Annotated in this window: 22 protein-coding genes; 1 reads left to right on the forward strand and 21 read right to left on the reverse strand. The window is 68.6% G+C overall.

What is annotated here, in order from left to right; all coding sequences use genetic code 11:
- Positions 1 to 373: 373 nt before the first annotated feature.
- The 21 genes from EDF51_RS07210 to EDF51_RS07310 form a co-directional block, all read right to left on the reverse strand.
- Positions 374 to 1,201, reverse strand: a complete 828-nt coding sequence (locus EDF51_RS07210) for a DarT ssDNA thymidine ADP-ribosyltransferase family protein (protein ID WP_123293140.1) — start codon at positions 1,199 to 1,201, stop codon at positions 374 to 376.
- A gap of 79 nt (positions 1,202 to 1,280) precedes the next feature.
- Positions 1,281 to 2,258: a DNA topoisomerase IB gene (locus EDF51_RS07215; RefSeq protein ID WP_123293138.1), complete on the reverse strand. Its 978-nt coding sequence runs from the start codon at positions 2,256 to 2,258 to the stop codon at positions 1,281 to 1,283.
- 205 nt (positions 2,259 to 2,463) lie between these two features.
- Positions 2,464 to 3,651 (reverse strand): elongation factor Tu, encoded by a 1,188-nt coding sequence (tuf, locus tag EDF51_RS07220; protein WP_123293136.1) that lies wholly within the window; start codon positions 3,649 to 3,651, stop codon positions 2,464 to 2,466.
- Positions 3,652 to 3,798: 147 nt separating this feature from the next.
- The gene (fusA, locus tag EDF51_RS07225) at positions 3,799 to 5,916 is read right to left on the reverse strand and encodes an elongation factor G (protein ID WP_111083473.1); all 2,118 of its coding nucleotides are present in this window, start codon (positions 5,914 to 5,916) and stop codon (positions 3,799 to 3,801) included.
- Positions 5,917 to 6,003: 87 nt separating this feature from the next.
- Positions 6,004 to 6,474: a 30S ribosomal protein S7 gene (rpsG, locus tag EDF51_RS07230; RefSeq protein ID WP_055950927.1), complete on the reverse strand. Its 471-nt coding sequence runs from the start codon at positions 6,472 to 6,474 to the stop codon at positions 6,004 to 6,006.
- A gap of 5 nt (positions 6,475 to 6,479) precedes the next feature.
- Positions 6,480 to 6,848: a 30S ribosomal protein S12 gene (gene rpsL, locus EDF51_RS07235; RefSeq protein WP_017885540.1), complete on the reverse strand. Its 369-nt coding sequence runs from the start codon at positions 6,846 to 6,848 to the stop codon at positions 6,480 to 6,482.
- Between the two features lie 229 nt (positions 6,849 to 7,077).
- Positions 7,078 to 8,289: a hypothetical protein gene (locus tag EDF51_RS07240; protein WP_133937340.1), complete on the reverse strand. Its 1,212-nt coding sequence runs from the start codon at positions 8,287 to 8,289 to the stop codon at positions 7,078 to 7,080.
- Between the two features lie 36 nt (positions 8,290 to 8,325).
- On the reverse strand, positions 8,326 to 8,811 hold the full coding sequence (locus EDF51_RS07245; RefSeq protein ID WP_133937342.1) for a DUF6121 family protein: 486 nt from the start codon (positions 8,809 to 8,811) through the stop codon (positions 8,326 to 8,328).
- Between the two features lie 27 nt (positions 8,812 to 8,838).
- Positions 8,839 to 9,372 carry a hypothetical protein gene (locus EDF51_RS07250; RefSeq protein WP_166673193.1) on the reverse strand — a complete coding sequence of 178 codons (534 nt, stop codon included), beginning with the start codon at positions 9,370 to 9,372 and terminating at the stop codon, positions 8,839 to 8,841.
- A gap of 209 nt (positions 9,373 to 9,581) precedes the next feature.
- Positions 9,582 to 10,283: a hypothetical protein gene (locus EDF51_RS07255; protein ID WP_132099132.1), complete on the reverse strand. Its 702-nt coding sequence runs from the start codon at positions 10,281 to 10,283 to the stop codon at positions 9,582 to 9,584.
- 1 nt (position 10,284) lies between these two features.
- Complete coding sequence (locus tag EDF51_RS07260) at positions 10,285 to 11,055, reverse strand: hypothetical protein (RefSeq protein WP_132099133.1); 771 nt, start codon at positions 11,053 to 11,055, stop codon at positions 10,285 to 10,287.
- Complete coding sequence (gene pilM, locus EDF51_RS07265; protein ID WP_132099134.1) at positions 11,052 to 12,104, reverse strand: type IV pilus assembly protein PilM; 1,053 nt, start codon at positions 12,102 to 12,104, stop codon at positions 11,052 to 11,054. The genes EDF51_RS07260 and pilM overlap by 4 nt, the downstream gene beginning before the upstream one ends.
- Before the next feature lie 66 nt (positions 12,105 to 12,170).
- A complete protein-coding gene (locus EDF51_RS07270; protein ID WP_166673192.1) occupies positions 12,171 to 13,028 on the reverse strand; it encodes an A24 family peptidase in 858 nt (285 codons plus the stop codon).
- Between the two features lie 2 nt (positions 13,029 to 13,030).
- Positions 13,031 to 14,923, reverse strand: a complete 1,893-nt coding sequence (locus EDF51_RS07275) for a hypothetical protein (protein ID WP_133937350.1) — start codon at positions 14,921 to 14,923, stop codon at positions 13,031 to 13,033.
- A complete protein-coding gene (locus tag EDF51_RS07280; RefSeq protein ID WP_132099137.1) occupies positions 14,920 to 15,582 on the reverse strand; it encodes a prepilin-type N-terminal cleavage/methylation domain-containing protein in 663 nt (220 codons plus the stop codon). The genes EDF51_RS07275 and EDF51_RS07280 overlap by 4 nt, the downstream gene beginning before the upstream one ends.
- The gene (locus tag EDF51_RS07285) at positions 15,582 to 16,925 is read right to left on the reverse strand and encodes a prepilin-type N-terminal cleavage/methylation domain-containing protein (protein ID WP_132099138.1); all 1,344 of its coding nucleotides are present in this window, start codon (positions 16,923 to 16,925) and stop codon (positions 15,582 to 15,584) included. Before EDF51_RS07285 ends, EDF51_RS07280 begins: the two co-directional genes overlap by 1 nt.
- Positions 16,926 to 17,003: 78 nt before the next feature.
- Positions 17,004 to 17,474 (reverse strand): prepilin-type N-terminal cleavage/methylation domain-containing protein, encoded by a 471-nt coding sequence (locus EDF51_RS20420; protein ID WP_279388033.1) that lies wholly within the window; start codon positions 17,472 to 17,474, stop codon positions 17,004 to 17,006.
- 185 nt (positions 17,475 to 17,659) lie between these two features.
- Entirely contained in the window at positions 17,660 to 18,892 is a 1,233-nt protein-coding gene (locus EDF51_RS07295) for a type II secretion system F family protein (RefSeq protein WP_132099139.1), read from the reverse strand.
- Positions 18,892 to 20,418, reverse strand: a complete 1,527-nt coding sequence (locus EDF51_RS07300) for a type IV pilus twitching motility protein PilT (RefSeq protein ID WP_133937352.1) — start codon at positions 20,416 to 20,418, stop codon at positions 18,892 to 18,894. Before EDF51_RS07300 ends, EDF51_RS07295 begins: the two co-directional genes overlap by 1 nt.
- 19 nt (positions 20,419 to 20,437) lie before the next feature.
- Positions 20,438 to 22,105, reverse strand: a complete 1,668-nt coding sequence (locus EDF51_RS07305) for an ATPase, T2SS/T4P/T4SS family (RefSeq protein WP_111083486.1) — start codon at positions 22,103 to 22,105, stop codon at positions 20,438 to 20,440.
- 178 nt (positions 22,106 to 22,283) lie between these two features.
- The gene (locus tag EDF51_RS07310) at positions 22,284 to 23,312 is read right to left on the reverse strand and encodes a GNAT family N-acetyltransferase (protein WP_133937353.1); all 1,029 of its coding nucleotides are present in this window, start codon (positions 23,310 to 23,312) and stop codon (positions 22,284 to 22,286) included.
- A gap of 85 nt (positions 23,313 to 23,397) precedes the next feature.
- Here EDF51_RS07310 and EDF51_RS07315 point away from each other — a divergent pair, with 85 nt between their 5' ends.
- Complete coding sequence (locus tag EDF51_RS07315; RefSeq protein ID WP_111083488.1) at positions 23,398 to 23,793, forward strand: VOC family protein; 396 nt, start codon at positions 23,398 to 23,400, stop codon at positions 23,791 to 23,793.
- Positions 23,794 to 23,816 lie beyond the last annotated feature (23 nt).

A 23,816-nucleotide genomic window follows, 5' to 3' on the forward strand; every position in this document is an offset into this window, starting at 1 on the left:
CGCGCGGGCGACCTTGGCCGTCCAGCGTGGGCAATCGACTTCCTCGCACTCCGGGCGCAACAGTGTCGCGTCCGTCATGACCTCGGGGAGTCGTGTTCTGCTGCCTGCGGCCCAACCCAGCCCTGCTGAACAGGGGGGTTGTGCACTGCCAGAGCAGTGATCCTGCGGACTCGCACCCGCGGGGAATTTGGAACCGGACAAGTCTCGCATGTCCCGAGCCCACGTGCAACCCGGGCGTGTCGCGATGTGCCGGGCGTGTCGACACCGGCTCGCTTCCCCGGATCCACGCGGATCGGACGGCCTGGAGGCACGGGTCGCCGCCGCAACGCGGAGCGCCCTCCGGACATGGTCCGGAGGGCGCTCGTGGAGACGGTTACTCGGCCGTCACCGGAGGGACGAACCACGGCGGGAAGACCGCCACGCGCGGCGCGTGGCCGCCGTGGTCGGCGAGCACCGCACGGACCGTCTGACGGGCCTTGTCGTTCGGGACACCGATCACCGCGACGGACGAGAACGGCACGCTCGGCCCCGCGAGGAGCTCGAGTCCGAGCATCTCGGGGTCGGAGAAGTCGGTGCGGCGGATCAGGTTCGTCCCGGCGTCGGGGCCGACGGCGAACCGGACGTCGTCGGCGTCGGCGTCCTGGTCGGCGACGACCACCGAGTCACCGAACGCCGAGACCGGGACGACGAGCACGACGTAGTCCACCGCGCGCGTGCGTCGGGCGGCGTCGGACCACCGCTCCCCGACGGCGCCGGTGCGGAGTTCGTCCCACCGGACGGCATCCGGCGACAGGGTGAACGGCACGTGGCTCGCGATGGTGCTGCCGTCGGGCGCTTCGGCCTCGGCGCGTGCGGCCCGGGTCTCGGGGCTGCTGACGTCGACGGCGGGCTCCGCCTGGTCGGCCGCCAGGATGGCGCCGGACCCGACGATGCCGTCGAGGTTGTCGATGTGGGTCACGTGGTGCGCACGCAGCGACGCGAACACCCGAGCCTCGGGCAGGTCGGCCGACGACGACCGGAGCGACGTCGGTGAGCGCAGCGACGTCCCGGGGCCGGAGGCCGGCGGGTCGACGCGCAGGTTGGTGGTGATGCGGGTCCGCCGTGGCGCCGGAGCGGCTGGGATCGCCGACTCCTCACGCTGCCGGGGCGCGCAGATGTCGCAGAGCTCGGTGGGGAAACCGTGGATGCACTCGTCAGTCACGACTGTTGTGGGTCCTTCCGTGCCGTGTGGGGTGGTCCGGCACGTCGACCAACGCTACGTCATCCGGACGCTCCCGGGGTCATTGTCGGTAGAGCAGTGCCCGGACCTCGGACTCGGCGGCGTGGATCCGGGCCGGATCGATGGTCTCGCCGTGCTCGTAGGCGTCGAGCAGCCGCGGGTCGATGTAGCTCTGCCGGCACACCGTCGGGGTGTTGCCGAGCTCGTCGCTCGCGGCCTTCACGGCATGGGACACCGCACGCTTCCGCTTCGCCTGCGACGACAGCGGACCGGTCTGGGCAAGGTCGACGGCCGCGGCCACCGTGCCGTGCAGGGTGCGGAAGTCCTTCGCCGTGAAGTCGTCACCAGCACGCTCCTTGACGTAGGCGTTGATGTCCTCGGCGGACAACGGCTCCCACTCGTCACCGCGGCGTTCGCGGAACGACAGCAGTCGGGCGTTCGGCCCACGGCGCTTCATGCCGGCGATCACCGTCGCGAGGTCGGCGTCGTGGATCGACGACGACCACTCCTGCCCGCTCTTGCCGGGGAAGTCGAGCTCGATGTCGTCACCGGAGACGTGGGCGTGCGCGCACAGCAGGGTCGACAGTCCGCGGCTGCCGTGCTCGCTGGCGTACCGCTCCGATCCGACCCGCAGCGAGCCCTGGTCGAGCATCCGGAACGCTGCGGCCAGCGCTCGGCGGCGATCGGGTTCCGGTCGTCGGAGGTCCTGCGTGACCCCGCGCCGTGCGACCGGCAGCGACTCCGCGAGGGCGAGCGCCCGGTCGTACTTGATCCGGTCCATCCGTTCGCGCCACGACGGGTGGTACATGTACTGGCGGCGTCCGGCTCCGTCGATGCCGGTCGCGAGGACGTGCCCGTTCTCGTACGGCGAGATCCAGACGTCGTCCCAGGCCGGCGGGATGACGAGGTCCTCGAGCCGCTGACGCACCGCGGCATCGGTGACGGTCGCACCGTCGGGGTCACGGTACGAGAAGCCGCGGCCGCTCCGGACACGGTGGTAGCCACGACCGGAGGTCGTGGAACGGCGCAGACGAGTCACCCGGCCGAGCCAACTCCCCGCTGCCTGGGACGCCGTACGGGGCGGACGGACGCCGTCGTGGCGGGCGTACCCCGGGCCTCCCGTCCGCCGCCCGCCAGGGCCGTGAGCGGCCGACAGTGGCTCCGAGCGCTGCCACGTCGACCGGGGCAACGACACAGCGGGGCCGAGCCCGAAGGCTCGACCCCGCTGCGGCAGGTAACCGGAGTTACTTGAGGATCTTCTCGACCGTACCGGCGCCGACCGTACGACCACCCTCACGGATGGCGAAACGGAGGCCCTCTTCCATGGCGATCGGCTGGATCAGCTCGACGGTCATGGCGACGGTGTCACCGGGCATGACCATCTCGGTGCCCTCGGGCAGCGTGATGACGCCGGTGACGTCCGTGGTGCGGAAGTAGAACTGCGGACGGTAGTTCGCGTAGAACGGGTTGTGACGCCCGCCCTCTTCCTTGGTCAGGATGTAGGAGTTCGCCTGGAACTCGGTGTGCGGCGTGACCGAACCCGGCTTCACGACGACCTGGCCGCGCTCCACGTCCTCGCGCTTGAGGCCACGGATGAGCAGACCGGTGTTGTCACCGGCGACCGCCTGGTCGAGCAGCTTGCGGAACATCTCGATGCCCGTGACCGTGGTCTTCTGCGTCGCGCGGATGCCGACGATCTCGACCTCGGCGTTCAGGTTGAGCGTTCCACGCTCGACACGACCGGTGACGACCGTTCCACGACCGGTGATCGTGAAGACGTCCTCGATCGGCATCAGGAAGGGCTGGTCGGTGGCGCGCACCGGGTCCGGCACGTGCTCGTCGACCTGGGCCATGAGCTCCTGGACCGACTTGACCCACTTCTCGTCGCCCTCGAGCGCCTTGAGCGCCGAGACCTGCACGACGGGGGCGTCCTCGTCGAACTGCTGCGAGCCGAGGAGCTCGCGGACCTCGAGCTCGACGAGCTCCAGGATCTCCTCGTCGTCCACCATGTCGGACTTGTTCAGCGCGACGACGATGTAGGGGACGCCGACCTGGCGGGCGAGCAGCACGTGCTCACGCGTCTGGGGCATCGGGCCGTCGGTGGCGGCGACCACGAGGATCGCGCCGTCCATCTGCGCCGCACCCGTGATCATGTTCTTCACGTAGTCGGCGTGACCGGGGGCGTCGACGTGCGCGTAGTGACGCTTCTCGGTCTGGTACTCGACGTGCGAGATGTTGATCGTGATGCCGCGCTGGCGCTCCTCGGGAGCGTTGTCGATCTGCGCGAAGTCACGGGCCTCGTTGAGGTCCGGGTACTGGTCGTGCAGAACCTTGGTGATCGCCGCCGTGAGCGTGGTCTTGCCGTGGTCGACGTGACCGATGGTTCCGATGTTGACGTGCGGCTTGGTGCGCTCGAACTTGGCCTTGGCCACTGTGGGTCCTCCTCAGGACTCGGAAGCGTCATCCCCGGCCGGCCCTGGATGGGCTCGCGACCGTTGATGCGCGGTGTGTGTCTGTACTTTACTTGGTGGCGAGGGGCCCGTCGCCGGGCACCCCCGCCTGTGGAGAAGCGCTGAGCGCTACTCCCCCGCGTTCTTCGCGATGATCTCCTCGGCGACCTTGGCCGGGACCTGGCTGTAGGTCTCGAAGGTCATCGAGTAGACCGCACGACCAGAGGTCTTCGACCGCAGGTCGCCGACGTAGCCGAACATCTCGGACAGCGGCACGCTCGCGCGGACCACCTTGACGCCCGAGGCGTCCTCCATCGAGGCGATCTGGCCACGACGGGAGTTCAGGTCACCGATGACGTCGCCCATGTACTCCTCAGGAGTACGGACCTCGACGGCCATGATCGGCTCGAGGATCGCGGGACCGGCCTTGCGGGCCGCTTCCTTGTAGGCGATGGAACCGGCGATCTTGAACGCCATCTCGGACGAGTCGACGTCGTGCGCCGCGCCGTCCTTGAGGATGGCCTTCACGCCGACGGTCGGGTAGCCCGCGAGGATGCCGACCTGCATGGCGTCCTGGATACCGGCGTCGACCGAGGGGATGTACTCGCGCGGGACACGGCCACCGGAGGTCGCGTTGACGAACTCGTAGACCTTCTCGCTCGTGACCTCCATCGGCTCGAGCGCGATCTGCACCTTCGCGAACTGACCGGAACCACCGGTCTGCTTCTTGTGGGTGTAGTCGTAGCGCTCGACGATCTTGGTGAGCGTCTCGCGGTAGGCCACCTGGGGCTTGCCGACGCTCGCCTCGACGTGGAACTCGCGCTTCATGCGGTCGACGAGGATGTCGAGGTGGAGCTCGCCCATGCCCTTGATCGTCGTCTGACCGGTCTCGGCGTTGAGCTCGACGCGGAACGTCGGGTCCTCTTCGGCGAGCTTCTGGATGGCCGTGGAGAGCTTCTCCTGGTCAGCCTTCGTGTTCGGCTCGATCGCGACCTCGATGACCGGCTCCGGGAACGTCATCGACTCGAGGACGACCTGGTTGGTCGGGTCGCACAGGGTGTCACCGGTGGTGGTGTCCTTGAGGCCGATGACCGCGTAGATGTGGCCAGCGGTCACGTTGGCGACCGGGTTCTCCTTGTTGGAGTGCATCTGGAAGATCTTCCCGATGCGCTCCTTCTTGCCCTTGGTCGAGTTGATGACCTGTGCGCCGGACTCGATCGAGCCGGAGTACACGCGGACGTAGGTGAGGCGACCGAAGAAGGGGTGCACCGCGACCTTGAACGCGAGAGCCGAGAACGGCTCCGACGCGTCGGGCTTGCGGATGATCTCCTTCTCCTCGTCCTTGACGTCGTGGCCGATCATCGGCGGCACGTCGAGCGGGGACGGGAGGTAGTCGATGACGGCGTCGAGCATCGGCTGGACACCGCGGTTCTTGAACGCGGAACCGCACAGCACCGGGTAGAGCGTGCTGCTCACGGTGAGGGCGCGGATCGCGGCCTTGATCTCGTCGACCGAGAAGTCGGTGTCGCCCTCGAGGTAACGCTCCATGAGGACGTCGTCCGCCTCGGCCACGCGCTCGATGAGCTTCTCGCGGTACTCGGCGGCGCGGTCCTGCAGGTCGGCCGGGATCTCTTCGATCTCGTACTTCGCACCCATCGCGACGTCACCCTTGGCGTCGCCGCGCCAGGTGAGTGCACGCATCTGGACGAGGTCGACGACGCCTTCGAACGAGCTCTCCGAACCGATCGGCAGCTGGAGCACGAGGGGCTCCGCACCGAGGCGGTTGATGATCGTGTCGACGGTGTAGTAGAAGTCCGCGCCGAGCTTGTCCATCTTGTTGACGAAGCAGATGCGCGGGACGTTGTACTTGTCAGCCTGACGCCACACGGTCTCGGACTGGGGCTCGACGCCCTCCTTGCCGTCGAAGACGGCGACCGCACCGTCGAGGACGCGGAGCGAACGCTCCACCTCGACCGTGAAGTCCACGTGACCGGGGGTGTCGATGATGTTGATCTGGTTGTTGTCCCAGAAGCAGGTCGTCGCGGCCGACGTGATCGTGATGCCGCGCTCCTGCTCCTGCGCCATCCAGTCCATCGTGGCAGCGCCGTCGTGGACCTCACCGATCTTGTGCGTGATGCCCGTGTAGAACAGGATGCGCTCGGTCGTCGTGGTCTTGCCGGCATCGATGTGCGCCATGATGCCGATGTTGCGGACCTTGTTCAGGTCGGTGAGCACGTCCTGTGCCACAGGGTTCCTCCGGAAGAGTTGTAGGAGAGGTTGGCGGCCGTCCGGGCGCCGGGGTTCTTGACCACCGGTGCCCGGACGGTGCCGGGACTACCAGCGGTAGTGGGCGAAGGCCTTGTTCGACTCGGCCATCTTGTGCGTGTCCTCGCGGCGCTTGACCGCGGCACCGAGACCGTTCGACGCGTCGAGGATCTCGTTCATGAGACGCTCGGTCATCGTCTTCTCGCGACGGGCCTTGGCGTACGAGGTCAGCCAGCGGAGCGCGAGGGTGTTCGCGCGGTGCGGCTTGACCTCGACCGGGACCTGGTAGGTCGAGCCACCGACGCGGCGGCTGCGGACCTCGAGGGTCGGACGGACGTTGTCGAGCGCCTTCTTGAGCGTGACGACAGCATCCTGCTGGTTCTTGGCAGTGACGCCCTCGAGTGCACCGTAGACGATGCGCTCGGCGAGGCCCTTCTTGCCGTCGAGCAGGATCTTGTTGACGAGCTGGCTGACGATCGGCGCACCGTAGACCGGGTCGGCGACGACGGGACGCTTGGGGGCGGGACCCTTACGAGGCATCTAACTCAACCCTTCTTCGCGCCGTAGCGGCTACGAGCCTGCTTACGGTTCTTCACGGCCTGGGTGTCCAGGGCGCCACGGATGATCTTGTACCGCACACCGGGGAGGTCCTTCACACGACCGCCACGGACGAGCACCATCGAGTGCTCCTGGAGGTTGTGGCCCTCACCGGGGATGTACGCCGTGACCTCGGTGCCGTTCGAGAGCTTCACACGAGCGACCTTGCGCAGTGCGGAGTTCGGCTTCTTCGGGGTGGTGGTGTAGACGCGGGTGCACACACCACGCTGCTGGGGGTTCGCCTTCAGGGCGGGCGCCTTGGTCTTGGTGACCTTCGGCGTACGACCCTTGCGAACCAGCTGCTGAATAGTAGGCAACTGTTCTCCTGGTTCTTCGCTCGTGCTCTCTGGCCGGCGCGATCCGCCGGCTTCCTCGTCCCACGCTGATGACCGCCTGACGGCGGAGGAACCTGCGGGGGGACGGAGTGGTCCGACTGGGCGATCTCGCTCGCCGGACTTTTCGGGCGCGCCCGAGGGCGCACACCCAGAAGAGACTACCCGCGTAACGGGACGAAATCAATCCGGGCCGGCACCACGCCGGACACCGTCATGAGCCGGTGTCCGAGGACCCGTTGCCGACCGCCGACCGGAACGTCGCGCCCGAGCTCGAGAACCCCGTGATGTACCCGCTCGCGTTGACGTTGAGCGGTCCGGCCGTGGCCGTCCCGGTACCGCCCGCGCCGGCGATGTCCGCCGTGAAGGTGGCCCGGCCGAAGGTGGTGGTGGAGACGAGCCAGCCGTTCGTGGTCCAGCTGCCGACGGCGACGGTCGGCCGCGACTCGAGCGTCCACTTCTCGTTCGTGTAGGTGTACGCGGGGTTCTCGCCGTACGCGTAGAAGCTGCACCCGGCCGGTGCGGCGTCGTTCGAGGCGATGCAGCCGTCCACCCAGGCGTCCACGGCCCGCTTCGCCGCCTGGTCGCCCGCGTTCGTGAGCGTCGCGGTCATCTGCACGGGCGTCGAGGTGCTGCCACCGAACCCGCCCACGACGGCGCTGCCACCCGTGGCCTTCGTCCACTTGCCGCCGTCGTACGTGACCGCGTAGGTGCCGGGGAGGGCGCGGAGACCGACGGTGCCGTCCTTCGGGGTCTTCGTCGACGTGCCCGCGACCTGCACCGAGGCGCCGGCCGGACCCCGGACGCTGACGTCGACGCTGCCGAGCTCCGGCGCCTGCAGCTCCCACACCGGGAACACGCCCCAGTCGGTGCCGGTCTTGTCGAGCGTGAAGGTCGCCGCGACGTCACGGCCGGCCTGGCGCAGGTAGGCGCGGACGGTGGCGGTGTCGCCGTCCGTGCGCGTCGCGGCCACCCGGTAACCGGTGACCTTCGCGGTCGCCTTCGCGTACGCGGCGTCGGTGAGGAGCACGTCCGACTTCGTCCGGTCGATGCCCGCTGCGTCGAGGGCGTCGGTGACCTTCCCCGCGGTCAGGTCGTCGAGGAACGCCCGCACGGGGCGGTCGGCCGAGTGGGTGGCCGATCCGATCAGCGACCCGGCGATGCCGCCGACCAGGAGCAGCGACAACGCCGCGATGCCCGCGATGATCCCGACGACCTGGCCGCGGCGGAGCTTCCGGCGCGGAGCGCGCGACGCGGTCGGAGCGTACTGCGCGCCGTGCGCGGTCGTCCCGACCTGCGCCGTCGACCCGGCCTGCGCGTTCTGCGCGGTCGCTGGCGTCTCTTGCGTCCCGCGGATCGACGCCAACGACGGCACGGCTCCCCAACCGTCCTGCTGGTCCGGATCCGGCGTGTGCTGGTCGCTCATCGTTCCCCCGTTGCGTGTGCGTCGTGCCCGGGCAGACTACCGCCCGACGGTGTCGTCACCCGCGACGGTCGGCTCCTGCCGCTGCCCTGCCGTGGGTGTCGAGCCCGTCGTCCGGGCCTGGTGCCGGGCCATGGAGATCCCGCCGATCACCGACAGGAGCGCCACCACGACGGACCCGACCACGAACGGCCCGAGTGCGTAGCCGGCCGGGAAGACGAGGAGCTCGGTCACGTCGCGGCGGATCGCCGCGTACCCGACGGCGCCGACGCCGAGCATCACCAGGTAGGCGGTCGCGGCGGCGACCAGGCCGGTGACACCGGGGTTGCCCTCTCGCGCGCCGACCGCGGTCGCGAGGAACACCACCACTGCGGCGCCGATCACCATGGCCGGGCCGAGGTACGGGGTCGCGTCCGGCTGCGCGATCGCCTCGACGTCAGCGAGGAGCGCTTCGAACCCCGCGACGGCGACGACGAGCGCGATGAAGAGGACGGACGTCATCGTCGCGATCAACCACCGGGACATGAGGTGATCGTATCGCCGACGGGACCGTCAGCGGGTGGCTTCGGTCCGCTCCGCGTGGTCGGCGCCTTCAGGGGAGCCTGCGCTCTCCGCGCTGTCTGCACGCTCCACGTGCCCCTGCGCTGCGGCGACCAGGGCCAGTGCGATCGTCGCGGTGATGATCGGGACGGTCTCGGTCATCGGAGCGACCTGCGTCGTGCTCGTGGTCGGCGCTGCCTGGAGGCCCGGGGCTGCGTCCGCCTCGGAGGGCTCCTCCGGTTCGTGGTCGCGCAGGGCCGGGCCGATGATCGGCAGGACGCCGGTGGTCGACGCCGGCTCGGCGTGCAGCACGGTCGCCTCGGAGGCCGCCGGCTCGCCGCGCTTCGCCGCGCGACGGGCGCGTCCCATCTTCACCAGGACGACCACGGCGACGATCGCCCAGATGCCGTTGACGATGGTGGACGGCACCGCGTGGTGCGCGGCCACGTTGACGGCGACGGCCAGCCCGCCGACGAGGTTGAAGAACTGGTAGACCGGCCCGTTCGGGAGCTTCCCCGTGGAGAAGAGAATGTAACCAGCCAGCACGGTTACAGCGCCGAACCAACCAAGGAATTCCACGATTCCGACCAACACGCGCGACTCCGGGCACGACGGGAACGGCCGGTTCGAGCCGACCGTTCGAGAGGGGGATGAGCAGCCGCGATCACGGCGTCGTGAGCATCGTACGCACACCGACGGGTGTCGCGGAAGAGGGGTCGGCGTGGCGCGTCACACCCCAGTGGGAGGGGGTCGGATCAGCCCTTGGCCGAGGCGCTCGCCTCGGTCGTCAGGACGTACACGTACCCGCCGAAGGTCCACGTCGTCGAGGCGGCTGCGGCCTGGTCGGTGGAGTCCTGCGTGGCCGACGACGAGACGGTGTTGACGAGGAAGAGACGGGCTCCGTCCTGGAGTCCACCGACGAACGCGAGGGCTTGGTCGAAGGACCCGTCGACCGACACGGAGACCGGGATGGCGGAGAAGTTCTCGCCCGAGATCGCCGGGTCGGTGAGCGGCGTGGTGGCCGCGGCGGTGGGTTCAGCCGTCGCCCCTTCCGTCGCCTCGTCGGTCGGGGCTGCGTCAGCGTCCGTGGCGGTACCGGCCGAGACGGGTGCGGTGTAGGCGACCGCGTCCGACGTCGTGATCGCGGAGACCTTGACGCCGGAGGTGGCGGCGACCCCGTCGACCGCTCCGTAGAAGGACGACATGTTCGCCCCCGACGGCACCGAGGCCGTGAGCTTCGCGAGCTCGGCCTTGAGCGCCGGCAGGGACTTTGCGCGGTCCTTGAGCCGGGCCAACTCCGCCGCCGTCGTGCGGTTCGTCGCGTCCACCGAGGTCTGCTCGACCCGGTCGTTCGCGGCCTGAGCGAGTTGCGGCTGCACACCGAGGAAGAACCCGGCGAGCGCCACGACGACCATCGCCACCACGGCGATCAGCATGTTGAGTCGGTTGCGGGTCATCTCACTCGCCCTTGTCCTGGTACTTGCCGTCGTAGGCGGCATCGTCGACGTGGATCGTCATGTTCACCGTGTAGGTGCCGGTCGTCTCGTCGAGGGTGACCGAGTTCGCGGTCGCGTCGACGAAGCCGGTCAGCCCCTTGACGGCGTCGAGCCACTCCGGCACCGACGGCAGGGTCGGGCTCTGGGCGTCGATCGTCAGGGTCGCGACGCGCTGCCCCTGCAAGGGAGTGTCCGCCTGGGCATACGCCTCGAGCGGCGTCGCAGAATCGATGGCGACACCGGTGATCGCGACCCCGGCCGGCAGTGAGGACTTCAGCGACGTCAGGTAGGGCTGCCAGGCGATCTCGGTGGAGCCGCCGACGGACCGTGCGGCCTCGCGCAGCACCGTCCCGGTCTCGGTCTCGCGGACCTCCTTGAACTGCGCCTGCTGTCGCAGGAGGGAGAGCGTCTGGTTCTGCGCGTCCACGAGGTCGTCGTGCGACTGCGTGCTGAGGAGATCGGCGCCGCCGATCGCGATGCCGACGAGGACGGCGACCAGGACGACACCGGCCCACATGCGGCGGACCACCCTGCGCGCTCGGCGATCGGCGAGCACCTCGGTGGGCAGCAGGTCCGCACTGGGACGTCTGCCGATCACGATCTCGTTCGCGTTGCCCCGACTCTGCCGCCTGACACGCTCGGCACTGTCCACCGCCACCCGGGCGGCGGCGCTGTCCGCGTTGCCGCGTCGACGAGCAACCGTGGGCAGCATCGACTTGGTCGTCTGGCTCATGCTGCCTTCCCTCCGGCCGCGAGTCCCCAGGCGACCGCGATGGACGCGCCGTGCGCGTGCAGGTCCTCAGTCCGGACCGACTTCGCGACGGCCGCGTTGGCGAAGGGGGCACCGAACCGGACCGGCGTCCGGGTGAACTCCGACAACGCGACCGCGAATCCGGGAAGGGCCGCTCCCGCACCGCTGAGCAGGATCTCCGCGACGGGCTCCTCCGGGTGGGTGTTCGCGAAGTAGTTGATCGTGTTCCGCAGACTCGCGAGCATCTCGCCCACCGTCTCGCGGACTGCAGCGACGGCGAGCGCGTCGTCGCCCGTCTGCGCGGTGAGCGGGTCCATGCCGAGGTGTCGTTTCACGGCCTCGGCAGCGTTCTCGTTGATGGACATCCGTCCAGCGAGCATCCGCGTGATGTCGTCGCCACCCGTCGGGATGATGCGGACGAACTTCGGAACCCCGTCGGTGACGACCACCACGGTCGTCGTGTTGCCACCGCACTCGACGATGGCCACCGTTCCCCGCCTGCTCGTCGGAGCGAGCACCCGCGCGAGCGCGAACGGGATGAGGTCCACGCCGACCGGGTTGAGGCCAGCGTTCTGGACGGCGCGCACGTTCGCGAGGACCGCGTCCTTCACGGCGGCGACGAGCAGGCCGGTGACGGTGGGGCCGTTCTCCCCGAAGCCCTCACCCGTCGGGTAGAAGTCGAGGATGGCGTCGCCGACCGGCACCGGGAGCATGTCCTGCACCTGGAACGGCAGGGACTCACGGATCTGCGCGATCGGGGCACGTGGCACGGTCAGGTCCCGCGACAGCACACGCTGGTTGCCCATGCCGAGCACGACGTCCTTGGACCGGAAGCGTCCGATCGACCAGAGCTGGCGGAGTGCACCGGCGACGGTGTTGGGCTCGACCACCTCACCCTGACGCGTGGCGCCCTCGGGGACCGGGACCTCGGCGAACCGCACGATGGTCGGCTTCGGCCGATCGGCGTCCTGCACCTCGACCGCGCGGATCGCTGCGGCGCCGATGTCGACTCCGACGATGCTCTTCGGCATTGCTGGTCCTTCCGTGACCGTCTTCGGGTCGGTCTGATGGTGCGGTGCGGCGTCGTGGGTCCGACGTCAGGCGAGCCCGAGCACACCCAGGTACAGGTCCCAGACCGGCGCACCGACGGCGATGCCGAGCCAGGCGCCCGCGAGCATCCAGGGGCCGAACGGGATCCCGCTCCGGCGGCCCGCCCGGCGTACGACCAGGAGGACGATTGCGAAGGTACCGCCGAGCAGGAACGCCCCGAAAGAACCCACTGCGAGGGGTCCCCATCCGAGGTACGCGAGCACGAAGCCGAGGACGCCGGCGAGCTTCACGTCGCCGAGCCCCATCCCGCCGGGCACCGCGACCGCGAGCGCGAGGTAGGCGAACCCGAGGACGACGAGACCGATGAGGCCCCGGAGCGCAGCAGCCCAGTCACCGGAGACCGCCGACGCAGCGAGCAGGAGCAGCGGCAGCACGATGTAGGCCGGCAGCACGATGCGGTTCGGCAGCGTGTGCGTGTCGAGGTCGATCAGTGCCAGCGAGACGCTGGTCGCCATCAGGTAGAGGAACGCTGCGAGCAGCAACACGCCGTGGACGACACCCCGGGTGCCGTCGAGGTCGGCAAGCGGCGACCACGGCGCGAGCGCCGAGAAGATCGTCACCGCGACGAACAGGAGGCCCGTGGCGGTTTCCACGAGCGGGTACCGGGCCGAGATCGGCACACCGCAGTCTCGGCACCGAGCGCGCAGGAGGAGCCACGACAGCACCGGCACGTTGTCGCGTGATCGGATCTCGTGTCCGCAGCCCGGGCACGCGCTCGCCGGCGCAACGACGGACATGCCCGCAGGGACGCGGTACACGACCACGTTCAGGAAGGAGCCGATCGCCAGTCCGAGCAGCCCGACGAGGACGGTGACGAACGGTGCGACGGACGACAGCGCGGTCATGGTCACTTGCCCGTCGGGGTGCCGTCGGCGCGGTATGCCGTGGCGGACTCGGTCTCCGTGGTCACGCCGTAGGTGGTCGAGACGGGCTGCAGGAACTTGGGCGGGGCGGAGGTCTTCAGTCGTCGGTCGTAGGAGTAGGCCTTCGCGTAGCCCGTGGACCAGCTACTGCCGCCCGAGTACGAGGTACGCACCGATCCGCGGAACTGCTGCGCGATGGAACCGTAGATCGTGAGGGTGCCGAGGTTCGCGCCGAACGCGCCGTTCTGGACGTTGAAGGTCCCGAGGTTGCTCGCGATCGCGGCGTCGACCTCGATGTTGGTGGTCGCCGCCAGGTTCGCGGACGATCCGTTCGACGTGGAGCAGGCGCTGCTGGTTCCCGAGGAGCACGAGATGGGGTTGTAGATCGAGACGGCCTTCTGCCCGACGATGCCGAGCATGTCGTCCGAGCTCCGGCCGTTCTGGTAGACGATGCTGCCGGTCACGTACACGAAGTTCTCGGCCGCGAGGGTCATCTGCCCGCCGAACGAACCGGACACGAAGACGTCGCCGTTTCGGCACCCGTAGTACCCGGAGTCACCGAGACTCCCGGTGAACTCGTTGTTCTTCGGGTACCCGAGTCCGTTGCCGTAGTCGGAGGTCGTCGTCGCGTTGCTCCCGCTTCCGCTCTTGACGTTCTGCTGGCAGTACACCGGTGCCCCCGCGGTCACGGTTCCGTTGACCGTCCCGCTCGGCGTCGTGTTGGCGGCCCAGTAGTTCGGATCGCCGCTGACGCTCGGAACCGTCTGCACGTAGACGAGGTTCGCCGGCAGGGTCGGGATCACCGCACCCGAACCCCCGAGCGCCGACACGGATCCGCACAGCGCGTCATTGGTGCTGCCCCCGGTGATCGTGCCGTTCGTCGCCCCGGTCAGCTGGGTCTTCTTCGTCCACGGCGAGACGACTCGCATCTTGCCCCCGGCCAGGAAGGTGATCGAGGTCGGTCCGGTGTAGACGCACCCGGGCTTCGCGACCTTGTCCGGGATGTCGGTCCGGGCCTCTTGCTTCATGTTCGCGTTCGTGCTCGGCATCGGCAGCGTGCCCGCGGTCGTGATCGGGCCGCCGTTGAACTTCGTCGAGGTCTTGCAGGCCGAGCTGATCGCCGTTTCCTTGCTGGTGTAGAAGAAGCCGGCGGCGCCCGTGTCCTGCACGGTCGAGTTGAAGGTCGCGCCGCAGGCGGTGATCACGTCGTTCGTCCGCACCGGGCCGTCGAGTGTGTCTCCGGAGGCGAACTGGACGGCGTTGCAGCTGGTGGTCTGGTTCCAGTTGCTGTCGTTGCGGTGCGCTGACGTGCACCGCGCCGATCCGCCGGTGACGGTCTCGCCCGTGAGGCTCGGGTCCTGCGACTCGTAGTTGGTGAAGTAGAGGTAGTTGACGAACCCGTCGCCGCGCAGGTCGACGACGAGCGTGCGGGTCGCGGTGTCCGCCTTGCCGGTGACCCGCAGTCGCACCTTGCCGGTGTTCGCGTAGTCGGAGTTGTCGACCTCGTACCGGAAGAACTGGTCGGTGCTGCCGACGACCGGGGCCCAGGTCCCGCCCAGTGCGGTCCCGAACGCCTTGTTGGTGCTGTCGAGAGAGTAGGTACTCGTACTCGAGAATGCGGTGCGAACGCCGTAGTTGACGTAGGAGTTGTCCGCGGCGAGGCGGCCCTGGTAGTCGGAGAGGCCTGCGTACGCCGCGGCCATGGCCTTGTTGTAGTCGTCGTCGTTCGACGCCTTCGTCGCACCGCTCGTCGCGGTGGCGACGACGAGCGACAGCACGATCATGAGTACCGCGCCGAGGCCGATGACCGCCGCCAGAGCGACACCGCGTTCGTCGTCGCGTTCGCGCAGGGCGCGGACCAGTCGGATGAGCATCATGACTCCGTCGCTGCGCCGTAGTCGAGGTTGCGCAGGTTGATGGTGGCTTGGAACGTGGTGTCGTTCGCCGTCGTGCCCGATGCGGATGCCACCTTGAGGTTGACGTCGACGGACCGGATGGAGTCGAGGGTGGCGGACGTCGGGCTGATCGTGTCCCCCGACGCGTTGACGTAGCCGAACAGGGCGCTGTTGGCGCCGCTCGTCCGGACGACGTCGGCCAGGACGACGGTCTTCGTCGTGCCGGTGAACGTGCAGTACCCGCTCGCAGGACAGTCTCCACGCTGCAGCTGCATGCGGAGCTTGGTGCCCTGCACGTCGATGGTGACCTTGGTGAGTCCGGCTCGAGACGTCGAGAGATCGACGCCGGAGTAGAACTGCATGCTCGTCGCCGAGGCGCTCTCGAACGCCGCTCGGTTCGTCGTCTTCGTGACCTGCCACCGCGATGCTTCGCGCAGGTAGCGACTCACCTGCGTCATCGAGGTCGTTCCTTGGCGAGTGCTCTCGTTCACTGAGGAGACGGTCCGCTGCGCCTTGAGCATCGACACGAAGAAGCTGCCGACCAGCGTGAGGAGCAGCGACGTGATGAGCATCGCAACGAGGAGTTCGACGAGGGTGATCCCGCGTTGGTCGCGGTGGAGACGGCGGAGCAGCGCGCGCATCAGCCGGCCGGCCGCGGGTCGACCATGACGGCGCCACCGGTGACGACCCCGTTGGTGACCATGGCGGCGTTCTCCGTCTTGAGCGTCAGGGCGTTGGTCGTGGAACCGGCCGACGACCCCGAGTAGAGCCTCCACGTGCCCCACGGCAGCGCAATCGTCGCGGTGTCCGCCTTCAGCACGGGGAACTGCAGGGTCATGCCCACGGCGCACCCCGGGTCACCGTTCACTGGCGTTGTGGTCTTCGCGGTCAGGTACTGGCCAGCGGTGAGCTTGGAGAGTTTGACCGCGCCCATCTGCACTGCGACGGTCGACGTGTTGTTCGCAGGTTCGGACGGCGTTCCGACCTTGCCCTTCGCGTTGGGGGTCGTCCAGGATCCCGGCTCGGGGGCGATGCATGTCGTCGAGGACGCGGAGCCCGACGCATCCACGACGTAGGTGCCGGCAACCGCCCGGTAGCCGACCCCGAAGGGGAACAATGATGCGGACCCAGCCGTGTTCGTCAGTTGTGTCGTCCCCGAGGCCGGGTTGATGAGCGTGGTCGGCATGTTCGTGGGGAGGACCGCACCGACCGATGGTGTGGTCGTGTACCCGAAGGTGTACTTCGCCGCCGCGTCGAAGCTGAACGCAGCCGCTCCGGATGCGCCAGCAGCGACGGTGACCGTCTGCGATGACGGGCTGGCCTGCTGGTTCGTGTCGACGTACCCGGTCCGGGCGACCTTCACCGTGTAGGTGCCGGGTGCGACACCGGAGACGTAGGTGCACCCTTCGGCGTCCGTCGCGGGGACGGTGACGCCGTCCGGACCGGTGATCGTCGGGACGATTCCCGAGACCCCGACGCCGTTCGCGTTCGCCACGCCGATGAGGATCGAGCCCGTGGTGTCCGAGTTGATGTTCGTGAGCGGGGCGATCGCGCTGGACATCGTCACCTGCTGCGAACCAGACGACGACGCGCTCGTCTTCCAACTGACCGTGACGGTGACGGCCTTGTACGACAGCGAGCCGTCACCGGTTCCGCATGCGGTCGCGCTGCCGGAGGAACGCGTCCAGGAGACCTCCCGCGTCAACGCGAACGTCTGGTTGCCGACCGTCGGCGTCGCGGTGCCGCTCTTGATGTCGAAGATGCTGGGGAGGTCGCGGAGGCTGTCGATGTCCTCCATCGCGACCGTCGACGCGACCTCGCGAGCGCGGGTGTCCTTCGAGAGGACGAGCGACGCAGTGATGCCGGCGGCGATCCCGGCGGCGATGACGGCGAAGATGGTCATCGCGACCATCACCTCGATGATCGTGAAGCCGTCCTCGTTGCCACGGGCGGAACGCAGTCGATCGGCGATGCGCGAGATCATGGCGTTCCTTTCCTCGTGTCGGTTGCCGAGACGCCCAGAAGGGCTGCGATCCGGGGACCACAGCCCATCCGGGACTGGTTACGAGGAGGCCTTCGTGAAGACGCCTGCGCTGCACGTACCCTCAGCAACGCCCGACGCGTCGGTGGCGCCGAAGGTCTTCCCGGTGGAAGTGCTCTTCCCCTGGATGCAGAACGCGCTCTTGTCGGTGGTCACCGTGTAGGTCAGGGTCGTGTCAACGCCAGAGGTGCTCCCCGCGGCCTTGTAGTCGCCCGACGTGAGTTGATCCGCGGTCAGAGATGCCGGGAGGGTGCTCGTCGCTCCGTTCGTCATCACAGTGACGACCGCGGTCTTCGCGTTGGAGATGTCGGACTTCACAGCGGAGTTCTTCGCGTTGTTCTGCACGCTGATGTAGACCGGGATGGCGATCGCGGCGAGGATGCCGATGATGATGACGACGACCAGGAGCTCGATGAGGGTGAAGCCCTTCTCGTCGTCCTTGAGGAGACCCTTGCGGCGAGCGTCGAGCTTGCCCATGAGAGCGAAGTACATGATTGTTCCATTCTGCGGGAATGAGGATGAATTGAATTTCGGGGCTTGCTCGGCCGCCGCACATCAGCGTATTGGCGGCGAATCCACCGGGTAATCCCGAGAACGGGGGGCAACCAGGGCGCAAAACACCCCCAGTGCGGGGGATGCGGCAATTGCGCACCTCCCCCGCACTGGGGGTGGAATGACTAGGAGGCGTTCTGGACGACGTTGGTGATCTGGAAGATCGGCATGTAGAGCGCGATGATCATGCCACCCACGACGACACCCAGGAACGCGATCAGCAGCGGCTCGATCAGCGATGTCAGGGCATCAGTGGTCGCCTCGACCTCGGCGTCGTAGAACACCGCGATCTTCTCGAGCATGATCTCGAGCGATCCGGCGTCTTCACCGACAGCGACCATCTGCGTCACCATCGCCGGGAAGACTGCTTCCTTGGACAATGGCTCAGCAATTGATTCGCCTTTTCGCACGGCTTCTGCGACATTGTCGAGCGCGCGTTTCACGACGAAGTTGTTCGAGACCTCGCCGACAATGCGCAATGCCTGCAGGATGGGCACGCCGGCGCCGATCATGTTCGAGAAGTTCCGGGAGAACCGTGCGATGACGATCTTCTTCTGCAGCGGTCCGAACACCGGCAGCCTCAGGGTGATGGGGTCAACGAAGGCGCGGACCCGGTCGGTGTTCTTGTTCGCACGCCACCAGAACCAGAAGGCCGCGATGGCGATCGCGAGCGGGATCGCGATGTACCGCATGGCGTGGGACAGGTACACGAGCATCATCGTCGGCAGTGGGAGCTTGCCGCCGAGCGACGAGAACATGTCCTGGAAGATCGGCACGATGAAGATGAGCATGATCGCGACGGCGAGGAGCGACATCACGAGCACGACCACCGGGTAAGTCATCGCCGACTTGATCGTCGTCCGGAGCTTGTGCTCCTTCTCGAAGTTCGTGGCGATGGAGTCCATGGCCTGGTCGAGGAACCCACCGGTCTCGCCCGCGCGGATCATGTTGATCATGATCGGCGGGAAGTCGACCGGGAACTTCGCCACCGCGTCGGAGAACGAGACGCCGCGCTCGACGTCGTCGCGGACCTTGCCGAGGATGTCCTTGAGCTTCTTGTTCTCGGTCTGGTCGGCGAGGATCGACAGCGCGCGCAGCAGCGAGAGGCCCGAGGTGAGCATCGTCGAGGCCTGCCGCGACATGATCGCGAGGTCCTTGAGCCCGACGCCCTTCTCGAACCCGGGGATCTTGATCTCGGTCTGCAGGCCGGTGCCGGCCTTGGACTCCGTGATCGCGATCGGCGAGACACCCATGCCCCGGAGCCGCTGGACGACCGCTCCTTCGGACGAGGCGTCGAGACGGCCCTTGACGAGCTTGCCGGCACCGTCGCGCCCGCGGTAGTCGAATGCGAGGGACATCAGTAGCCTCCGGAGAACTTGTCGCCGAAGTCGATCCCGCTGGCGGCGATCGCGGCTGCCGAGGAGTCGGATGGGGACTCGACGCGCTGCACCAGCCGGTCGAAGCCCTCTTCGTCGTGCACCTTGTCCATCGCGGCCTTGCGCGAGATCGTGCCGACGTTGACCAGTTCGGCGAGGTCCTGGTCCATGGTGTGCATGCCCAGGTCACGGCCGGCCTGCATGGCGGACGTGATCTGGTAGGTCTTGCCCTCGCGGATCAGGTTGCCGATGGCGGGGGTGATCGTCATGATCTCGGTGGCGACGACCCGGCCGACACCGTTGGCCTTCGGCACCAGGGTCTGGCAGACGACGCCCTGCAGGGTCGCCGCGAGCTGCGTGCGGATCTGGCCCTGCTGGTGTGGCGGGAAGACGTCGATGACACGGTCGATCGTGCCGGGGGCGCTCTGCGTGTGCAGGGTGGCGAACACCAGGTGACCGGTCTCGGCCGCGGTGAGCGCGACCGAGATGGTCTCGAGGTCGCGGAGCTCCCCGATCAGGATGACGTCGGGGTCCTGACGCAGCACGTGCTTCAGCGCGGCGGCGAAGGAGTGCGTGTCGGCACCGACCTCGCGCTGGTTGATGATCGCCTTCTTGTGCTCGTGCATGAACTCGATCGGGTCCTCGACCGTCACGATGTGGTCGGCCCGGCTCTCGTTCACCAGGTCGATCAGGGCGGCGAGGGTCGTGGACTTGCCGGAGCCGGTCGGGCCGGTGACCAGGACGAGTCCGCGAGGCAGGCCGGCGAAGTCGCCGACGTGCTCGGGGATGCCGAGCTGCTTGAGCGTCTTGATCTTGGTGGGGATGATGCGGAAGGCGGCACCCCAGTTGCCACGCTGCTGGTAGAAGTTCACGCGGAAGCGGTACTCCGGCGACAGCGAGTAGGCGAAGTCGAGTTCCTGCTCTTGGTCGAACTGACCGGCCTGTTCGGCCGACAGCATGGTCTTGAGTGCAGCGATCACCTTGCCGCGCGACCACGCGCCGCCGGGCACCGCGGGACGGAGCGAGCCGTCGACGCGGACGGTGGGCGGTGCGTCGGCGGTGACGTGCAGGTCGGACGCGCCCTGGTACACGACCTGGGCGAGCGCGGTGATCAGGTCGGGGTCGGCGACCTCGCGCGCGTGGCGGGAGAACTCGATGTCGCCGCCGATCGTGGCGGCCGGTGCCGGGGCCGCAGGCGCCGTGGGGAGCTGCTGCGTCGGCGCCTCGGCGTAGCCGTAGGTCGCGATCGACGACGGCACGCCGGCGGGCGGCGTCGCCGGAGCGGCGAGCGGCTGCGCGACGGGCACGGCGACGGGCGACCCTGACGGTGCCGGCCATCCGGCGGTGTCGTCGCCGAGGTCGTACACCTGCTCCGGAGGGGCCGACGCTGCGGCGGCAGCCAGACGCGCTGCACGGCGGGAGCCCACCTCGGTGCCGGGGTTGCCCGGGTGCCAGCCGGCGACGGGTTCGTCGCCGGGGATCGTGATGTCGTACACGGAGTCGGTCATCTGCTGCGCTCTCTCGTGACTACGCGACCACGCGCAGGATCTCGTCGACGCTCGTGAGACCGAGCTTGACCTTCTCGAAGCCGTCCTGGCGGAGCGTGAGCATCCCCTGCGCCTGGGCGACACGGCTGATCTCGGCGCTCGAGGCGCGCGAGACGGCGAGGCGCTCGATCTCCTCGGTGACGGTCATGACCTCGTGCAGGGCGATGCGGCCGCGGTACCCGGTGTTCGAGCAGACCGCGCAGCCGATGGGGGCGAAGAACGCCGGGACCTCGTCGCCGGGGCGCAGGAACCCGAGGGTGCGGAGCTGTTCGGCCTCGTACACGGCGGGGGCCTTGCACCGGTCGCACAGCCGTCGCGCCAGACGCTGGGCCACGACGGAGTCCAACGCGGAGCCGACCAGGAAGGGCTCGATGTCCATCTCGGTCAGGCGGGTCACGGCGGAGGGGGCGTCGTTCGTGTGCAGGGTGGAGAGCACGAGGTGTCCGGTGAGGGATGCCTCGATGGCGATCTGGGCGGTCTCGTGGTCGCGGATCTCGCCGAGCAGGACGACGTCGGGGTCCGATCGCAGGATCGAGCGCAGCGCCGAGGCGAAGGTCAGCCCGGCCTTCGGGTTGACCTGCACCTGGTTGATGCCGGCCATCCGGTACTCGACCGGGTCCTCGACCGTGATGACGTTGATCTCGGGCTTCGCGACCGCGTTCAGGGTCGTGTACAGCGTCGTGGACTTGCCGGAGCCGGTGGGCCCGGTGACCAGGATCATGCCGTACGGCTTCGAGTACGACCGCTGGTACGCCTGGAAGTTCTGCTCGAGGAGGTTGAGGTCCTTGAGGGTCAGCGACGTGTTCGTGTTGTCGAGGATCCGCATGACGACCTTCTCGCCCCACACGGTGGGCAGCGTCGCCACGCGGAGGTCGATCTGGCGGCCACCGTGGCGGACCGACATGCGGCCGTCCTGCGGCTTGCGACGCTCGGCGATGTCGATGTCGCTCATGATCTTCAGGCGGCTGATGACGCCGTTCTGGATGTTCTTCGGCGCCGGGGCCATCTCGTGCAGCACACCGTCGATGCGGTAGCGGATCCGGACCTCGTGCTCACCGGGCTCGATGTGGATGTCCGAGGCGTGGTCCTGGATCGCCTGCGACACGAGCAGGTTCACGAAGCGGACGATCGGGACGTCGTCGAGGGCACCGTCGGCCAGATCCACCTGGGCCGAGGAGCTGACCGAGGCTTCTTCTTCCAGCGACGAGGTCAGGTCGTTGAGCTCGTCGTCGGCACGCAGGTAGCGGTCGAGCGCGGTGAGCAGGTCGCGCTCGTCCACCTGGAGCGGCTTGATCGGTCGGCCGGACGCAGCGCGGGCGTCGTCGATCGCGAGCACGTTGGTCGGGTTGACCATCGCGAGGATGAGCAGCTCGCCCTCGAACCCGACGCCGAGGACGCCGTGGCGCCGGCAGAGCGCAGCGGGAAGGATCGAGACCGCGGTGCCGTCGACTGGGTAGTCGGTCAACGGGACGGTGCGGGAGTTGTTCGACGCCGCGCGGGCGGTGATGAACTGCGCCTCGCTCACGACGCCCTGGTCGACCAGGCCGCGGATGGCGCGCTCGTCCAGGTCCTCGTCGCCCGTCATCGAGTCGAGGTGCTCGATCGGCAGGGCGCCGTTCAGGATGAGGATCTCGGACAGGGTCGCCATGAGTCCTGTGCCTCCTTGGACTCGCGCGCGGCGAGACGTGGTCGGGTTGCGCACCACCAGGGATGTGGCGCTCGACCACGCTACTTCTGCGACAGTCGTCGGCCGCAGTCCCAGAAGGAGGGGGCGGAGGGGGTCCGGATGCACCCAGAACTGGGGTCCAGGACCCCCGACGCGACGGTCAGAGCGACGTCGACGCGGTGACGTGGACCTCGCCGGCGACGAACCCGAGTCGCTCGTAGATGCGCCCGGCTCCGCTCGGGTTCTCGGCGTCGACGTGCAGCACCGCCGCGGACAACCCGTCGGCGCGGATCGCCTGCAGCGTGGCATCGAGGACGATCGGGGCGAGCCCCGTCCCCCGAGCTGCACGGACGACGCCGACCCAGTGCACGTACCCGTACGAACGGCCCCGGGCAGCGAACCCGTCGGGCTCCACCTCGACGATCGTGAACGCCACGACCGAGCCGTCGGCACCGACGACGACCCGCGACAGGTCCAGCCGGCTCTTGTCCGAGGTGAGGAACCCCCGCCAGTCCGACGCGACCATCGGCTGGGAACCCCAGTGGTCGCGGAAGGCGTCGTTCTTGGCCGTCCGGAGCGGTTCGATGTCGTCCGCCGTGACGGGCCGCAGGACGAGCCCGTCCCCCAGGACGGGCACTGCGTCGGTGTCCGACGCGCGGTCGTCGAACACGACCTGCATGTCGAGCCACGTGCGCACCGGCGCGAAGCCATGGTGCGCCGCCAGCCGCAGCGCCGAGGACCCCTGCCGCCCACCGACGTCGAGCGTCGCCGGCAGGTCGACGTCGAGCGTCGCCAGGCGCTGCCGGGCCCGGCCGACCTGCCAGGCCAGTACCCGCCGTCCGATCCCCTGCCCGCGCAGGTCGGGGTGGACCGCGCCGTCGAGCACGGCGCGCGCAGCAGTGACGCGGGAGGGGACGTCGATGACGATGCCGTAGGCCTGCACATGCCCTCCAGCATCGACGCCCACCACGGTGTCCCTGGTGACGTCCAGCCCCTCGGTGGACAACGACCGTTCGAGGTCGGCTGTGGAGGGACGAGCGTGCGGGTCGTCCACCGCGGCCGACGCGACCGCGACGGCGTGCATCGCGCCGACGTCGTCGAGCCCGCCCGCCCGGAACGTCAAGCCGCTGATCGGCGTGGGGAACGAGAGGGGTGCCGGGGCCGTGATCCGTTCGCGCAGGGTCGCCATCCCTCCAGCCTGCCAGTTCCGTCGCGCAGCGAGACGCCGCGGAAAGCCCCTCGACGAGCAGGCCCGACCGGGACCATGATGAGTCATGGACATCACGAGCGTGACCGTGGGGCTGCCCGTCACCGACATCGAGGCGTCCTGCCTCTGGTACGGCGCCGTCTTCGAGCGCACCGAACCAGACCTCGAACCCGAGGACGGTGTCGCCGAGTACGAGGTCGGCGGGATCTGGATCCAGCTCTACGAGGACGACTCCGCTGAGGAGAACCCGGTGAGCGTCCGGTTCGGCGTCGACGACGTCGGGGCGCAGCACGCCCGCATCGGCGCACTCGGCATCGACATCGGACCGGTCGAGTGCGTCGACGGCGCCGTGAACTGGTTCGACGTCCGCGATCCCGACGGCAACGTCCTCAGCCTGTTCTCCCTCGTGGACGAGACCGGTCGCGGTTCGGGACGCGACAACGGCGCGGACCGCGCGCTCTAGACGCACCCGCCTGACGGACTGGA

This window comes from Curtobacterium sp. PhB25 (assembly GCF_004365375.1).
Classification (GTDB): domain Bacteria; phylum Actinomycetota; class Actinomycetes; order Actinomycetales; family Microbacteriaceae; genus Curtobacterium.

What these genes read in the sequence shown, in the direction of transcription:
- rpsG (WP_055950927.1), bottom strand. Translation starts at nt 6,474, where the DNA reads ATGCCTCGTAAGGGTCCCGCCCCCAAGCGTCCCGTCGTCGCCGACCCG.
- EDF51_RS07240 (WP_133937340.1), bottom strand. Translation starts at nt 8,289, where the DNA reads ATGAGCGACCAGCACACGCCGGATCCGGACCAGCAGGACGGTTGGGGA.
- EDF51_RS07245 (WP_133937342.1), bottom strand. Translation starts at nt 8,811, where the DNA reads ATGTCCCGGTGGTTGATCGCGACGATGACGTCCGTCCTCTTCATCGCG.
- EDF51_RS07255 (WP_132099132.1), bottom strand. Translation starts at nt 10,283, where the DNA reads ATGACCCGCAACCGACTCAACATGCTGATCGCCGTGGTGGCGATGGTC.
- EDF51_RS07260 (WP_132099133.1), bottom strand. Translation starts at nt 11,055, where the DNA reads ATGAGCCAGACGACCAAGTCGATGCTGCCCACGGTTGCTCGTCGACGC.
- pilM (WP_132099134.1), bottom strand. Translation starts at nt 12,104, where the DNA reads ATGCCGAAGAGCATCGTCGGAGTCGACATCGGCGCCGCAGCGATCCGC.
- EDF51_RS07270 (WP_166673192.1), bottom strand. Translation starts at nt 13,028, where the DNA reads ATGACCGCGCTGTCGTCCGTCGCACCGTTCGTCACCGTCCTCGTCGGG.
- EDF51_RS07275 (WP_133937350.1), bottom strand. Translation starts at nt 14,923, where the DNA reads ATGATGCTCATCCGACTGGTCCGCGCCCTGCGCGAACGCGACGACGAA.
- EDF51_RS07280 (WP_132099137.1), bottom strand. Translation starts at nt 15,582, where the DNA reads ATGCGCGCGCTGCTCCGCCGTCTCCACCGCGACCAACGCGGGATCACC.
- EDF51_RS07285 (WP_132099138.1), bottom strand. Translation starts at nt 16,925, where the DNA reads ATGATCTCGCGCATCGCCGATCGACTGCGTTCCGCCCGTGGCAACGAG.
- EDF51_RS20420 (WP_279388033.1), bottom strand. Translation starts at nt 17,474, where the DNA reads ATGTACTTCGCTCTCATGGGCAAGCTCGACGCTCGCCGCAAGGGTCTC.
- EDF51_RS07295 (WP_132099139.1), bottom strand. Translation starts at nt 18,892, where the DNA reads ATGTCCCTCGCATTCGACTACCGCGGGCGCGACGGTGCCGGCAAGCTC.
- EDF51_RS07300 (WP_133937352.1), bottom strand. Translation starts at nt 20,418, where the DNA reads ATGACCGACTCCGTGTACGACATCACGATCCCCGGCGACGAACCCGTC.
- EDF51_RS07305 (WP_111083486.1), bottom strand. Translation starts at nt 22,105, where the DNA reads ATGGCGACCCTGTCCGAGATCCTCATCCTGAACGGCGCCCTGCCGATC.
- EDF51_RS07310 (WP_133937353.1), bottom strand. Translation starts at nt 23,312, where the DNA reads ATGGCGACCCTGCGCGAACGGATCACGGCCCCGGCACCCCTCTCGTTC.
- EDF51_RS07315 (WP_111083488.1), top strand. Translation starts at nt 23,398, where the DNA reads ATGGACATCACGAGCGTGACCGTGGGGCTGCCCGTCACCGACATCGAG.